Here is a 13,865-nt window from a genome sequence, read left to right as displayed (position 1 = left end):
CGCGCGGGGGCCTTGTGAACCGGGCCAAGTAGCCCAAGGCCGATGAACCGGCCGCTTGTGAACCGGGCGCGGCTCGGGCAATCTGGCCCGATCATGTGCCTGCCCGCCCTTCTGCCAGCCGTCGCCCTTGTCCTTGCCGCCGGGGCGAGCCTTGCCGAGACCACGCTTTTCCCGCCCCCGTCCGGCCGGACGGACGAGGAGCTGCTGATCTATTCCTCGCTGGACAGCGACCTGGCCCGGCCGCTGATCGCCGCCTTCCAGAGGACGCATCCCGATCTGGCGGTGCGCTACGAGGATCTGCTGACCGGCGCGCTGCACGACCGCATCGTCGCCGAAAGCCAGGCGGCAAGCGAGGGCGGCGGCGGCGGCACCGCCGATTTCGTCTTTTCCTCGGCCATGGACCTGCAGGTCAAGCTGGCGAACGACGGCTTTGCCCGGCCGGTGGTCACGCCCGATACGGCGAACTGGCCCGACTGGGCGAACTGGCGCGACACCGTCTATGCGCTGACCTTCGAACCGGCGGTCTTCGCCTATCACAAGCCCAGCTTCGCCGGGCACCCGCCCCCCGCCACCCGCGCCGACCTGATCCGCTGGCTGGCCGAGCACCCCGAGGAAGCGCAGGGCCGCATCGGCACCTACGACCCGGCGCGCTCGGGCGTGGGCTACCTGTTCCTGGCCCGCGACCAAGAGCTTTATCCCGGCATCTGGGCGGTGGCCGAGGCGATGGGCCGCGCCGGGGTGCGCCAATACGCCACCACCGGCGAACTGCTGGAACGGATCGCTGACGGCCGGCTGGCGCTCGGCTACAACCTGCTCGGCTCCTACGTGACCGACTGGGCGCGGCGGCATCCCGATATCGGGCTGATCCTGCCGCGCGACTTCACCGTCGTCGTCTCGCGCGTGGCGCTGGTGCCCACGGCCGCGCGCAATCCGGCGCGGGGCGCGGGCTTCCTGGCCTTCCTGATGTCGCCCGAGGGGCAGGAGCTGCTGTCCGAGACGCTGCGGCTATCCGCCGTCAGCCTCGAGGTGGCGGGCCAGCCGACGCCGGCGGGCGGGATGCAGGATCTGGCCGGGCTGCGGCTGAAGCCGGTGCCGGTCAGCCCCGGCCTGCTGGCCTATCTGGACCAGGCGACGCGCGCCCGGCTGCTGGCGCGCTGGAATCGCGCGCTGTCGGGCCGCTAGATTTTCTTCCGCCTTTTTCGCGGCATGTCAGGTCCGTGACAGGTTTCTGTGCTGGAAAGGGCGCAGGGTCCGGTTCCCGGGCTCACGGAGGACCGCCCGCATTCCGGGAGAGATGCGGGCCGCAGCCAGAAAAAACGGAAACGCGGCCGGCGCCGATGCGCCCGGTCGATGCGGAGGAAAACCATGAAGCATCTCGTTCTCGCCAGCCTTTTCGCCGGCGCCGTCGCCCTGCCGGCCATGGCCGATTACACCATCATCGCGCCGGCCAATCCCGGCGGCGGCTGGGACCAGACCGCGCGCACCATGCAGACCGTGCTGCAAGAGGAAGGCATCTCGAAATCGGTGCAGGTCCAGAACGTGCCCGGTGCCGGCGGCACCATCGGCCTGGCGCAATTCGCCAGCCAGAACAAGGGTAACCCGGACGCGCTGATCGTCGGCGGCTATGTGATGGTCGGCGCCATCCTGACCAACAACTCGCCCGTCTCGCTGAAGGACGTGACGCCCATCGCGCGGCTGACCGGCGAATACGAGGCGATCGTGGTCCCCGCCGCGTCCGAGATCCAGGACATGGCCGGGCTGATCGAAAAGCTGAAGGCCGATCCCGGCGCGGTCAGCTGGGCCGGCGGCTCGGCCGGCGGCACCGACCATATCGCCGTGGGCCTGATCGCCAAGGCGGCCGGCGTCGACCCGACCAAGATCAACTACATCGCCTATTCCGGCGGCGGCGAGGCGCTGGCGGCGATCCTGGGCAATCAGGTGACCGCGGGCATTTCCTCGCTGGGCGAGTTCGAGGCCCAGATCCAGGCCGGCACCCTGCGCCTACTGGCGGTCAGCTCGCCCGAGCGGCTGGAAGGCGTCGATGCCCCCACCCTGCAAGAGGCCGGGCTGGACGTGACGCTGGAGAACTGGCGCATGGTCGCCGCCGCCCCGGGTCTTTCGGACGAGCAGAAGGCCAAGGTCACCGCCGATATCGAGAAGATGGCCAAATCGGAAAACTGGCAGAAGCAGCTGGCCGACAAGGGCTGGATGGACACTTGGCTGGCCGGCCCCGAATTCGAGGCCCAGCTTGACAAGGACGTCGAATCGACCGCCGCCATCCTCAAGGACATCGGTCTGGTGAAATGAGCGTCCAGCGCCATGAACAACCGCGCCGCCGGGATACGGCGGCGCTGGTGATCGCGGCCGGGCTGGCGGTGATCGGCGGCGTGATGCTGTGGGACAGCGCGCGCCTGGCCGATCTGGGCGGCTATTCGGACGTGGGGCCGGCCAGCGTGCCGCGCGTCGTGGCCTGGGGCCTGATCGGCCTGGCCGGCTGGACCGCGGTCGAGGGGCTGCGCGGCGATTTCCCCCAGCGCCCGGCGCAGAACCCGGCGCCGGTGCTGTGGATCGTGGCCGGACTGGCCGTGCAGCTGATGCTGCTGCATGTCACCGGCTTCTCGATCGCCACCGGCATCCTGTTCGCCTTTACGGCCCGGGCCTTCGGCAAGCGCAACCTGGCCATGACCATTCCCATCGGCATCGTCTTCGCCTTCGTCGTCTGGACGATCTTCTCGCAACTGCTGATGCTGCACCTGCCCGCCGGGCCGCTGGAGCAGCTGTTCTTCCCGGGGGGCTGAGCCATGGGCGCCTTCGACTTCCTGCTGCAGGGGCTGGCCACCGCGGCCGACCCGATGCTGCTGCTTTACGCGCTGATCGGCGTGACGCTGGGCACCGCCGTGGGCGTGCTGCCCGGCATCGGCCCGGCCCTGACCGTGGCGCTGCTGCTGCCCGTCACCTACCGGCTGGACCCGGCCGGCTCGCTGATCATGTTCGCCGGCATCTATTACGGCGGCATGTATGGCGGCTCGACCACCTCGATCCTCTTGAACACGCCGGGGGAAAGCGCCTCGATCATCACCGCGCTGGAAGGCAACAAGATGGCCCGCAAGGGCCGCGGCGGGCCGGCGCTGGCCACCGCCGCCATCGGATCGTTCATCGCCGGACTGATCGCGACGCTGCTGCTGGCCTTCCTGGCCCCCACCATCGTCAAGCTGGCGCTGGTCTTCGGCCCGCGCGAATATTTCGCGCTGATGGTGCTGGCCTTCGTCACCGTGTCGGCCGCCTTCGGCGAATCGGCGCTGCGCGGGCTGACCTCGCTGTTTCTGGGCCTGGCGCTGGCCTGCGTCGGCATCGACCAGCTGACCGGCCAGGCACGACTGTCCTTCGGCGTGCCGGAGCTGCTGGACGGGATCGAGGTCACCACCATGGCCGTCGCCATGTTCGCGCTTGGCGAGGCGCTGTTCATCGCCGGCCAGCGCGTGCAGGTCGATGACGAGGTGACCGCCGTCAAGGGTTCGGTCTGGATGAACCGCCAGGACTGGGCGCGGTCGTGGAAACCCTGGCTGCGCGGCACCGTCATCGGCTTTCCCATCGGCGCCATGCCGGCCGGCGGGGCCGAGATCGGCACCTTCCTGTCCTATGCGACCGAAAAGAAGCTGACCAAGCACCCCGAGGAATTCGGCCATGGCGCCATCGAGGGCGTCGCCGGCCCGGAGGCGGCGAACAACGCCTCGGCCGCCGGCACGCTGGTGCCGCTGCTGACGCTGGGCCTGCCGACCTCGGCCACGGCGGCGATCATGCTGGCGGGGTTCCAGCAATTCGGCCTGCAACCGGGGCCGTTGCTGTTCGCGACCAACCCGACCCTGGTCTGGGGGCTGATCGCCAGCCTGCTGATCGCCAATGCCATGCTGCTGGTGCTGAACCTACCGCTGATCGGGCTCTGGGTCAGGCTGCTGACCATTCCCAAGCCCTGGCTCTATGCGGGGATCCTGCTGTTCGCGACGCTGGGCACCATCGGCGCCAACCCCTCGACCTTCGAGCTGGGAATGCTGCTGGCTTTCGGGGTGCTCGGCTATGTGATGCGGCTGTTCGGCTATCCCATCGCGCCCATCGTCGTCGGCCTGATCCTGGGTCCGATGGCCGAGCAGCAACTGCGCCGGGCGCTGTCGATCAGCCAGGGCGACTGGATCTATCTGGTGCAGTCGCCCATCGCCGCGGTGCTGCTGGGGATTGCCGCGCTGGCGCTGATCGTGCCGCTGATCCTGCGGGCGCGCGGCAAGGGCCAGGTGCTGGCGCAACTGGCCGGCGACGAGGACTGAGGCCGGGCCGCAGCGGAACCGGGCCGCCATGATCTGAGGTCATGGCGGCCTTGACCAGATGCTGCGTTGCAGAAGCGGGCCGGCGCGCCCATCTGTCTGTCATCGAAACATTGACCAGACAGGCAAATCAGATGACTGCCCTTCAGTCCCTCCGCTCGTTCTTCGGCACCTTCCGCGCCGCCGTCCATGCCGCCGCCGCGGTGGACATGCACCGCACCCCGGATGCCCGCGACCTGAAGAAACTCGGCATCTCGCAATCGGCATTCCGCAGCATCCATCTGTGATCACGGGCCGGCTTGCGGCATCAAGTTCCAATGCCGCCTTCGGGCGGCATTTTCATTTCCGGCCTCCGCCGGGCTGGTCTGGCCGAAACCGTCAGATGCTGCGTTCGCGGCGCAAGGGCTGGCAGGACCAGCGGGCGATGCGCCAGTTCGGATGCGTCTCGACCCATCGCGCCAGCGCCGGCTGCGCGCCGTGCATGCAGACCATGGGCGTCATCTCGGTATAGATCAGGCTGTGTTCCCGGCAATCGGCCCGGGTGCCGCTGATACAGGCGATGAAGACGAGTTCGATCATGGCCAGCCCCGTCGAGTCGTTCCTGGCTTCCTGAATCATTGTCGCGCTTTTCCGGCCCCGCCGCCACCTTTTCGGCCGCGGATCGCGCCCGCGCACCGGCCGTCTGCCGTTTCCCCGGGCAACCCGGCGGGCAACCGGCTGAAGCCGGCTCAGCCCTTGCGGCCCGCGCCCTTGGCCCGCCCCGCGACCGTCACGGAAACTTCACCGCAATGCCGAAGAACTGAAACATCGACGGCCTATCAGCCCCGTGGACGACGAAAAGGGGCCATCGGTGCTTGAAGTCAGGAACGTGACCAGGATTTTCGGCCGGAAGGCCGCGGTGGACGATGTCAGCTTCTCGGTCGGGGGGCCCGCCTTTGTCGGCGTGATCGGCCGGTCCGGTGCCGGGAAATCCACCTTCCTGCGCATGATGAACCGGCTGACCGATGCCAGCGCCGGGCAGATCCTGGTCGAGGGGCGCGACATCCTTTCGCTGCGCGGCGCGGCCCGCCGGCAATGGCAAAGCGATTGCGCGATGATCTTCCAGCAGTTCAACCTGGTGCCGCGCATGGACGTGGTGTCAAACGTGCTGCACGGCCTTCTGAACCGCCGCTCGACCATGGCCACGATGTTCAACCTGTGGCCGCGCCAGGACATCCTGCGGGCCATCGCCATTCTCGAACGGCTGGGCATCGCCGAACAGGCGCCCAAGCGGGCCGAGGCGCTGTCGGGCGGTCAGCAGCAGCGCGTCGCCATCGCCCGGGCGCTGATGCAGGACCCGCGGATCATCCTGGCCGACGAACCCATCGCCAGCCTCGACCCGATGAATGCGCAGGTGGTGATGGACACGCTGAAACGCATCAATGTCGAGGACGGCCGCATGGTGCTGGCGAACCTGCACACGCTGGACACCGCACGGCGCTATTGCGACCGGGTGATCGGCATGCGCGACGGCCGCATCGTCTTCGACGGCACGCCCGACCAGCTTTCGACCGGCGTGGCACGCGACATCTACGGCGCCGATGACAGTTTCAACGAGGACGCCACCTCGACCTCGATCCCCGCCGACATGGCCCCGGACGACGCCTATGCGGCGCGAATGCTGGCCTGAATCCGCCCCGGCCAGCCGGCCGCGGTACCACCACCCCATGGAGAGACCATGAAAACCCTTGCCTTGGCGCTTGCCGCCGCCACCGCCCTGACCCCGATCGCCGCCGCCGCGCAGGAGATCAAGCAATTCAACATCGGCATCTTGGGCGGCGAGAACGCCCAGGACCGCATGAGCTCGAACGAATGCTACCGCGCCGCCATCGAGCAGGCCCTGGGCGTCCCGGTCAAGGTCTTCACCCCGGCCGATTACGACGGCGTGATCCAGGGCCTGCTGGGCGGCACGCTGGACCTGGCCTGGATGGGCGCCTCGGGCTATGCCAAGATCTACCTGACCGATCCGCAGGCCGTGACGCCGGTGCTGACCAAGCAGAACATCGACGGTTCGACCGGCTATTACTCGATCGGCCTGGCGCGCAAGGACAGCGGCATCACCTCGATCGCCGATGCCAAGGGCAAGCGCTTCGCCTTTGCCGATCCGAACTCGACCTCGGGCTACCTGGTGCCGGGCGCCGAGCTGACCGGGCAATACGGCCCGCTGGACGAATATTTCAGCGAGGTGCGCTTCTCGGGCGGGCATGAGCAGACCATCGTCGGCGTCGCCAATGGCGATTTCGACGCCGGCGTGACCTGGGCCGACGGCCTGGGCGACTGGGAGGACGGCTACAATTCCGGCGCGCTGCGCAAGGCCGCCGATGCCGGGCTGATCGACATGAACGACATGGTCGAGATCTGGAAGTCCAAGCTGATCCCGGAAGGCCCGATGGTGGTGCGCAACGCCCTGCCGCAAGAGGTCAAGGACAAGGTGATCCAGCTGACCGCCGACCTGCACGAAACCGACAAGACCTGCGCCTTCGGTGTCGCCCATGGCGAGGCCAAGGATTTCGTGCCGGTCGATCACAGCGCCTTCGAGGGCGTCGTCGCCGCCCGCAAGCTGGAAGAATCGAACAGCTGACCGGCCCTTTCCGTCCCCTGGCCGCGTCCGGCACCGGGCGCGGCCATCCGCTTTCCGACCCCGAGGAACACATGGCCGACACCGCCTTCGGACCGCCGCCCGACCCCCGGCTCGGCCAGGTCGAGACCGCCTATCTGGAGCTGACGCGCCGGCGGCGCATGTATGGCGGCATCCTGCTGATCCTGTTCGTGGCGCTGATGGCGTCCGGCTTCCGGCTGGCCGAGTCGCGCAATGCCGGCGGCTTCATCGACGGGCTGCCGATGCTGCTGTCTTTTCCGGCCGAGGTTTTGTCCGAGGCCTGGCGCAACCGCGCCAACCTGCCCGGCATGTTCCTCGAACACCTGCCCTCGCTGGTCGAGACGGTGAACATCGCCGCCGTCTCGACGCTGCTGGGCGGGCTGGCGGCGATGCTGCTGGCACTGCTTTCGACGCGCGGACTGGCCCGCTGGCCGCGGCTGACGCCGCTGTTCCGACGGATGATGGACGCGACCCGCGCCATTCCGGAAATCGTCATCGCGCTGATGCTGATCTACATTCTGGGCGGCGGGCCGGTGCCGGCGGTCGCCGCCATCGCCCTGCATACCGGGGGGGCGCTCGGCAAGCTGTTTTCCGAGGTGGCCGAGAATGCCGATCCGAAGCCGGTCGAGGGCCTGGCCTCGGTCGGCGCCACCTGGGGACAGCGGATGTGGCTGGGCGTCCTGCCGCAGGTGGCGCCGAACTGGCTGTCCTATGCGCTGATGCGGTTCGAGATCAACGTGCGGGCCAGCGCCATCCTGGGCTTCGTCGGCTCGGGCGGCATCGGCTATGACCTGAAGATCGCCATGCAATGGGGCCAGGGCCGCTATGACGAGGTGGTGGCGATCTTCCTTTTGCTGTTCGTGACCATCGTGGCCATCGACCGGCTGTCCGACCACGCCCGCGCCCGCCTGGTGAAAGGCCGCAACGCATGACCGATGCAACCCTGATGCCCGCGACCCATCCCGCCGCGCCGATCCTGGCGGGTTTCGCGCGCCGCCGGACGATCTCTTTCGCGGTGCCGCTGGCCATCCTGGCCTATCTGGCCTATGCCGCCGTCGCCTTCGACCTGGCGGGACTGGCGGGCCGGGCGCGGATGGACAATGCCGCGGTGCTGATGTCGGATTTCTGGCGCCACAAGACCCATGTCACCCGTGACAACCGCAGCGGCAAGCTGACCGTCGCCGTCGAGGGCGAGGCCAAGGGCATCTGGCCCGAGGGCCGGCTGCCCGATTTCGTTGCCAGCGCCGGCGACACCACCACCATCGACCTGGGCCAGGGCCATCGTGTGATCTATGACGGCCAGGGCGCGCGCTATATCCACCCCGACGCCGGCACCATCGCCATCCGCCCGGACGGCGACCGGCTGCTGCTGGATGCGCCGCAGCCGCTGCCCGACTGGATCAACGCCTCGGACAGCCGCGTCAGCATCACCACCCCGGCCGGGCGCTTCGCCTATACGCGCAGCAAGGTCGAAACCTTCCGCTATTCGGCCGGCTGGCCGCTGTTCTTCTTCACGCTGGACAGCCCGTTCGCGCATATGAGCTGGCCGGAGCTGGCCACCTCGGCGCTGTGGGAGGAACGGCTCGATCCCGGCCGGCCGAACATCGCCGCCATGGCCCATGACTTCTGGACCAACAGCATGTGGCGGCATGGCGACGTGATCTGGGCCATGTTCGAGACGGTGCTGATGGCCTTCCTGGGCACCTTCGGCGCGGCGATCATCTCGCTGCCGCTGGCCTTCATGGCGGCGTCGAACATGAACCCCTTCGGCGTGCTGCGCTTCGGCCTGCGCCGGGTCTTCGACTTCATCCGCGGCGTGGACGCGCTGATCTGGACCATCGTGCTGGCGCGCGCCTTCGGCCCCGGCCCGATGACCGGCGCGCTGGCGATCCTGCTGACCGATACCGGCAGCTTCGGCAAGCTGTTCTCGGAGGCGCTGGAAAACATCGACGAGAAGCAGGTCGAGGGCATCCGCTCGACCGGCGGCAACGCGCTGCAGCGGGCGCGCTTCGGGGTGATCCCGCAGGTGACGCCGGTGCTGCTGTCGCAGGTGCTGTATTTCCTGGAATCCAACACCCGCGGCGCCACGGTGATCGGCGCCATCGTCGGCGGCGGCATCGGCCTGCTGCTGACCCAGGCCATCCAGACCCAGAAGGACTGGGAGGACGTGGCCTATTACATGGTGCTGATCGTGCTGACCGTGATCGCCATGGACAGCCTGTCGGGCTGGCTGCGCCGCAAGCTGATCAGGGGCGCGTAAGCCGCACCCTCAGCCCTCGGGCGCGACGGTCAGCGTCACCCGGTCGCCCGCGAACCAGGTGGTGCCGAACTCGACCGGCCGCCCCTCGGCATCGACATTGATCGCCACCGAGCGCAGCACCGGCGTGCCCTGCGGCAGTTCCAGCATCAGCGCCATGGTGGCCGGCGCGATCTTCGCCGTCAGCCGGGTCGAGGCCCGCGTATAGTCGCAAAGCCCGCATTCCGCCAGCGCGCGCGTGACCGAGGGATGCGCCTCGAGCTGCGCCAGCAGCCCGGGAAAGCGCCCGGCATCGAAGACCGAACGGAACACCGCCAGCGGCTGGCCGTCCACCAGCGACACGCCCTCGATGACATGCACGGGGGCGCCGGGGGCAAGCGCCAGCGCCTCGGCCTCTTTCGCATCGGCGCCGCGGGTGTCCAGCAGCGTCAGCCGGCGCGAGGCCGCCCGCCCGGAGGCCGCGACGTTCTGGTGGAAACGGACCCGCCGCCCCAGCGGATAATCGGTCGGCACCGAGGCGACGAACACGCCGGCGCCGCGCCGGCTGCGCACCGTCCCCGCCTCGGCCAGCGCGGCCAGGGCATGGCGCACCGTGTGGCGGTTGACGCCAAACCGGACGGCCAGCTCGGCTTCCGACGGCAGTTTGTCGCCGGGGCGGTAATGCCCGTCGGCGATCTCGGCCGCCAGCGTGGCGGCGATGGATTTCCAGATCGGCTGCTTGGTCGTCATCAAAAATTCACAACTCGGGGCTTGAGCCGGGGGCGCCGGCGGGTTATCACTTGTCTAGTTGTATAGGAAACTAGACAAGCTGGCAAGATGTCGAGGCACGCAATGTCGCAGATCGAAGAAACCGCCCTCCGCCGCGACTGGATGTCGCTTCTTGCCAAGGCGCCGGCCGCCCGGCTTGCCGCCCTGGCCCCCGACCTGCCGGCCCATGAGCTGCTGCGCGCGCCCGAGATCGGCGCCGTCATGCTGGAGGGACGGGTCGGCGGCACCGGCAACCGCTTCAACCTGGGCGAGATGACGGTGACGCGCTGCTCGGTCCGGCTGGGCGATGCGGTGGGCCATGCCTGGGTGCAGGGCCGCGACCGCGACCATGCCCGTCGCGCCGCGGTGCTGGACGCGCTGATGCAGGGCGAGCAGGCCGCCCGGATCGAGGCTCAGGTCATGGCCCCGCTGCGCGCCGAAGCGCAGGCCCGCCGCGGCACCCGCGCCGAAAAGGCCGCGGCCACCCGGGTCGAATTCTTCACCATGCTGCGCGGAGAGGACCAATGAACGCCCCGCTGACCACGCCGCTTGCCGGCGGCTTCGCCGATCCCGCCCGCGATGCCGCCCATGCCTTCCGCGCCGTGCTGGACGCGATGGCCCGCCCCGGACGCATCCATGCCGTGACCGGCGCCGCCGCGCCCGGCCTGTCGGCGGCAGCGGCCACGGTGCTGCTGACGCTGACCGATGCCACGACGCCCCTGCACCTGGCCGGCGCCCTCGACAACGACGCGTTGCGGCGCTGGATCGCCTTTCACACCGGCGCGCCGCAGGCCGCCGCGGCGGATGCCGGTTTCGCGCTTGGCCGCTGGCCCGATCTGCAGCCGGTGACGCGCTTCCGCACCGGCGAGCCCGCCTTTCCCGACCGCTCGGCCACGCTGATCGTCGAGGTCGAGCGGCTGGAGGCCGACGGTGCGCGGCTGACCGGCCCCGGCATCCGCGACGCCGCCCGGCTGTCGCTGCCGGAAACCGCCGCCTTCCGGGCGAACCGGGCGCTGTTTCCGCTGGGCTTCGACACCATCCTGACCTGCGGCGACCGGCTGGCCGCCCTGCCCCGCAGCACCATCGTGGAGGATTGCTGATGTATGTCGCCGTCAAGGGTGGCGAACGCGCCATCGACGCCGCCCACGCCTGGCTGGCCGAGGAGCGCCGCGGCGATCCCGCCATCCCCGAACTGACCGTCGCCCAGATCCGCGAACAGATGGCGCTGGCGGTGAACCGGGTGATGGCCGAGGGCTCGCTCTACGATCCCGACCTGGCGGCGCTGGCGATCAAGCAGGCCCGCGGCGACCTGATCGAGGCGGTGTTCCTGATCCGCGCCTATCGCACGACGCTGCCGCGCTTCGGCGCGTCGCAGCCGGTGGACACGGCGGCGATGGCGGTGGACCGCCGCGTCTCGGCGACCTTCAAGGATCTGCCCGGCGGGCAGGTGCTGGGGCCGACCTTCGACTATACCCACCGGCTGCTGGATTTCGCCCTGACGGCCGAGAGCGAGGTGCCGCCCGCCCCGACCGCCGCGGCGGCGGCCGAGCCGGTGCCGCATGTCACCGGGCTTCTGGACCGCGACGGGCTGATCGAGGCCGAGCCGCCCGGCGACGACGCCCCCGCCGACCTGACCCGGACGCCGCTGGAACTGCCGGCCGACCGGGCGCTGCGCCTGCAGGCGCTGACCCGCGGGGACGAGGGCTTCGTGCTGTCCCTGGCCTATTCCACGCAGCGCGGCTATGGCCGCACCCATGCCTTCGTGGGCGAGCTGCGCATCGGCCGCGTCGCGGTCGAGGTCGAGCTGCCCGAGCTGGGCTTCGCCGTCGAGATCGGCGAGGTCGAGCTGACCGAATGCGAGACGGTGAACCAGTTCAAGGGCTCGAAGACCGAGCCGCCGCAATTCACCCGCGGCTATGGCCTGGTCATGGGCCAGTCGGAACGCAAGGCCATCTCGATGAGCCTGGTGGACCGCGCCCTGCGCTGGCAGGAACTGGGCGAGGATTTCACCGGCGCCCCGGCGCAAGACCAGGAATTCGTGCTGTCGCATTGCGACAACGTGCAGGCGACCGGCTTCCTGGAACATATCAAGCTGCCGCATTACGTCGATTTCCAGTCCGAGCTGGAACTGGTGCGCCGCCTGCGCGCCGAGGCCACGGCCCTGCACGAGGCCGCCGAATGAGCGCCCCTCGCACCCGTCACGCGCCGCGCCGCCGCACGACCGGGCGGCGCGCCCCGGAAACCGCCCTGACCGAAAGGGGGCCGCTGTGAGCGATTACAACTTCGCCTATCTGGACGAACAGACCAAGCGCATGATCCGCCGCGCGCTGCTGAAGGCGCTGGCCATCCCCGGCTATCAGGTGCCCTTCGCCAGCCGCGAGATGCCGATGCCTTACGGCTGGGGCACCGGCGGCGTGCAGGTGACGGCGGCCTGCCTGACGCCCGAGGACCGGCTGAAGGTCATCGACCAGGGCGCCGACGACACCACCAACGCCGTCTCGATCCGCCGCTTCTTCCAGCGCACCGCCGGGGTCGAGGTCACCGAGCGCACCGCCGAGGCCACGCTGATCCAGACCCGCCACCGCATCCCCGAACAGCCGCTGACCGAGGCGCAGATCCTGGTCTACCAGGTGCCGATCCCCGAACCGCTGCGCTTCCTGGAGCCGCGCGAGACCGAGACCCGCAAGATGCACGAGCTTGAGGAATACGGGCTGATGCACGTCAAACTTTACGAAGACATCGCCCGCCATGGCGAGATCGCCACCAGCTACGCCTATCCGGTGAAGGTCGAGGGGCGCTATGTCATGGACCCTTCGCCGATCCCGAAATTCGACAATCCCAAGCTGGCGGACAATCCGGCGATCCAGTTGTTCGGCGCCGGCCGCGAAAGCCGCATCTATGCCGTACCGCCCTATAGCCAGGTGGTCAGCCTGGATTTCGAGGATCATCCCTTCATGGCCTCCAAGGCCGATCACGACTGCGACCTGTGCGGGGCCTCCGGCAGCTATCTGGACGAGGTCATCACCGACGACCGCGGCAGCCGGATGTTCGTCTGCTCGGACACGGATTTCTGCAATTCGCGGCAAGAGGACGGCCATCGTGGTCGGCTGTCCGCGCAGGAGGTGGCGTGATGGATGGCGCGAACCTGACCATGCCGCTTCTGTCGGTGCAGGGGCTGACGAAACGCTACGGCCCGCGCATCGGCTGCGCCGAGGTCGCATTCGAGCTGTGGCCGGGCGAGGTGCTGGGCATCGTCGGCGAAAGCGGCTCGGGCAAATCGACGCTGCTGTCCTGCCTGGCGGGCATGCAGCGGCCCGACGAGGGCGCGATCCTGTGGGAAGGCCGCGACGTGCTGGGCTTTTCCGAGGCCGAGCGCCGCCGCCTGCTGCGCGGCGACTGGGCCTATGTCCACCAGAACCCGCGCGACGGGCTGCGCATGGGCGTCAGCGCCGGCGGCAATGTCGGCGAACGCCTGATGGCCGTGGGTCAGCGCCATTACGGCGCCATCCGCGACACGGCGACCGACTGGCTGGGCCGGGTCGAGATCGCCGCCGAACGCATCGACGACCGGCCCTCGGCCTTTTCCGGCGGGATGCAGCAACGGCTGCAGATCGCCCGCAACCTGGTCACCGGCCCGCGGCTGGTCTTCATGGACGAGCCGACCGGCGGGCTGGATGTCAGCGTGCAGGCGCGGCTGCTGGACCTGTTGCGCGGACTGGTGCGCGATCTTGGCCTGTCGGTGGTGATCGTCACCCATGACCTGGCGGTGGTGCGGCTGCTGGCCGACCGGCTGATGGTGATGAAATCGGGCCGCGTCGTGGAAACCGGGCTGACCGACCAGGTGCTGGACGATCCGCAGCACGCCTATACCCAGCTTCTCGTATCCTCTGTCCTGCAGGTGTAATCC

General features: G+C 69.2%; 16 protein-coding genes. 14 read left to right on the top strand and 2 right to left on the bottom strand.

The genetic code is table 11. From position 1 onward, the window contains the following. Positions 1-42: 42 nt before the first annotated feature. From ACFOMP_RS06280 to ACFOMP_RS06260, 5 genes are all read left to right on the top strand, one after another. Entirely contained in the window at positions 43-1,182 is a 1,140-nt protein-coding gene (locus ACFOMP_RS06280; RefSeq protein WP_379028627.1) for an ABC transporter substrate-binding protein, read from the top strand. A gap of 183 nt (positions 1,183-1,365) precedes the next feature. Further along, positions 1,366-2,307 (top strand): Bug family tripartite tricarboxylate transporter substrate binding protein, encoded by a 942-nt coding sequence (locus tag ACFOMP_RS06275; RefSeq protein ID WP_379028625.1) that lies wholly within the window; start codon positions 1,366-1,368, stop codon positions 2,305-2,307. Then, on the top strand, positions 2,304-2,798 hold the full coding sequence (locus ACFOMP_RS06270) for a tripartite tricarboxylate transporter TctB family protein (protein ID WP_379028623.1): 495 nt from the start codon (positions 2,304-2,306) through the stop codon (positions 2,796-2,798). The genes ACFOMP_RS06275 and ACFOMP_RS06270 overlap by 4 nt, the downstream gene beginning before the upstream one ends. Before the next feature lie 3 nt (positions 2,799-2,801). Then, a complete protein-coding gene (locus tag ACFOMP_RS06265) occupies positions 2,802-4,319 on the top strand; it encodes a tripartite tricarboxylate transporter permease (RefSeq protein ID WP_379028621.1) in 1,518 nt (505 codons plus the stop codon). Positions 4,320-4,450: 131 nt separating this feature from the next. Further along, complete coding sequence (locus tag ACFOMP_RS06260; RefSeq protein WP_379028619.1) at positions 4,451-4,603, top strand: hypothetical protein; 153 nt, start codon at positions 4,451-4,453, stop codon at positions 4,601-4,603. Between the two features lie 91 nt (positions 4,604-4,694). Here ACFOMP_RS06260 and ACFOMP_RS06255 read toward each other — a convergent pair whose 3' ends face one another. Beyond that, the gene (locus ACFOMP_RS06255; protein ID WP_019353100.1) at positions 4,695-4,895 is read right to left on the bottom strand and encodes a hypothetical protein; all 201 of its coding nucleotides are present in this window, start codon (positions 4,893-4,895) and stop codon (positions 4,695-4,697) included. 271 nt (positions 4,896-5,166) lie between these two features. Between ACFOMP_RS06255 and phnC the strand changes: the two genes are divergently transcribed. The 4 genes from phnC to phnE (ACFOMP_RS06235) all read left to right on the top strand — a co-directional run bounded on the left by phnC (position 5,167) and on the right by phnE (ACFOMP_RS06235) (position 9,214). Continuing rightward, positions 5,167-5,985, top strand: coding sequence for a phosphonate ABC transporter ATP-binding protein (gene phnC / locus ACFOMP_RS06250; RefSeq protein ID WP_289896532.1), 819 nt, complete (start codon positions 5,167-5,169; stop codon positions 5,983-5,985). A 48-nt stretch (positions 5,986-6,033) separates the two neighbouring features. Next, positions 6,034-6,936, top strand: a complete 903-nt coding sequence (gene phnD, locus ACFOMP_RS06245; RefSeq protein ID WP_289896021.1) for a phosphonate ABC transporter substrate-binding protein — start codon at positions 6,034-6,036, stop codon at positions 6,934-6,936. A gap of 71 nt (positions 6,937-7,007) precedes the next feature. Continuing rightward, positions 7,008-7,886 carry a phosphonate ABC transporter, permease protein PhnE gene (gene phnE / locus ACFOMP_RS06240; RefSeq protein WP_379028617.1) on the top strand — a complete coding sequence of 293 codons (879 nt, stop codon included), beginning with the start codon at positions 7,008-7,010 and terminating at the stop codon, positions 7,884-7,886. Further along, complete coding sequence (gene phnE / locus ACFOMP_RS06235) at positions 7,883-9,214, top strand: phosphonate ABC transporter, permease protein PhnE (RefSeq protein WP_379028615.1); 1,332 nt, start codon at positions 7,883-7,885, stop codon at positions 9,212-9,214. The genes phnE (ACFOMP_RS06240) and phnE (ACFOMP_RS06235) overlap by 4 nt, the downstream gene beginning before the upstream one ends. 9 nt (positions 9,215-9,223) lie before the next feature. Here phnE (ACFOMP_RS06235) and phnF read toward each other — a convergent pair whose 3' ends face one another. Further along, positions 9,224-9,940, bottom strand: a complete 717-nt coding sequence (gene phnF / locus ACFOMP_RS06230) for a phosphonate metabolism transcriptional regulator PhnF (protein ID WP_379028613.1) — start codon at positions 9,938-9,940, stop codon at positions 9,224-9,226. Between the two features lie 102 nt (positions 9,941-10,042). On the opposite strand from phnF, the gene phnG reads away from it, so the two are divergent. The 5 genes from phnG (at position 10,043) to phnK (ending at position 13,862) form a co-directional block, all read left to right on the top strand. Beyond that, on the top strand, positions 10,043-10,486 hold the full coding sequence (phnG, locus tag ACFOMP_RS06225; protein WP_379028611.1) for a phosphonate C-P lyase system protein PhnG: 444 nt from the start codon (positions 10,043-10,045) through the stop codon (positions 10,484-10,486). Then, positions 10,483-11,058, top strand: coding sequence for a phosphonate C-P lyase system protein PhnH (gene phnH / locus ACFOMP_RS06220; RefSeq protein WP_379028609.1), 576 nt, complete (start codon positions 10,483-10,485; stop codon positions 11,056-11,058). The genes phnG and phnH overlap by 4 nt, the downstream gene beginning before the upstream one ends. After that, positions 11,058-12,140, top strand: a complete 1,083-nt coding sequence (locus tag ACFOMP_RS06215) for a carbon-phosphorus lyase complex subunit PhnI (RefSeq protein ID WP_379028607.1) — start codon at positions 11,058-11,060, stop codon at positions 12,138-12,140. Before phnH ends, ACFOMP_RS06215 begins: the two co-directional genes overlap by 1 nt. An 85-nt stretch (positions 12,141-12,225) precedes the next feature. Next, positions 12,226-13,089, top strand: coding sequence for an alpha-D-ribose 1-methylphosphonate 5-phosphate C-P-lyase PhnJ (locus tag ACFOMP_RS06210; protein WP_289896014.1), 864 nt, complete (start codon positions 12,226-12,228; stop codon positions 13,087-13,089). Continuing rightward, positions 13,089-13,862: a phosphonate C-P lyase system protein PhnK gene (phnK, locus tag ACFOMP_RS06205; RefSeq protein WP_289896013.1), complete on the top strand. Its 774-nt coding sequence runs from the start codon at positions 13,089-13,091 to the stop codon at positions 13,860-13,862. The genes ACFOMP_RS06210 and phnK overlap by 1 nt, the downstream gene beginning before the upstream one ends. Positions 13,863-13,865: the final 3 nt, after the last annotated feature.

This window comes from Paracoccus simplex, assembly GCF_042648325.1.
GTDB lineage: Bacteria > Pseudomonadota > Alphaproteobacteria > Rhodobacterales > Rhodobacteraceae > Paracoccus > Paracoccus simplex.
Note: the sequence above shows the minus strand (reverse complement) of the source record. Positions and strands in the feature narration are given on the sequence as shown.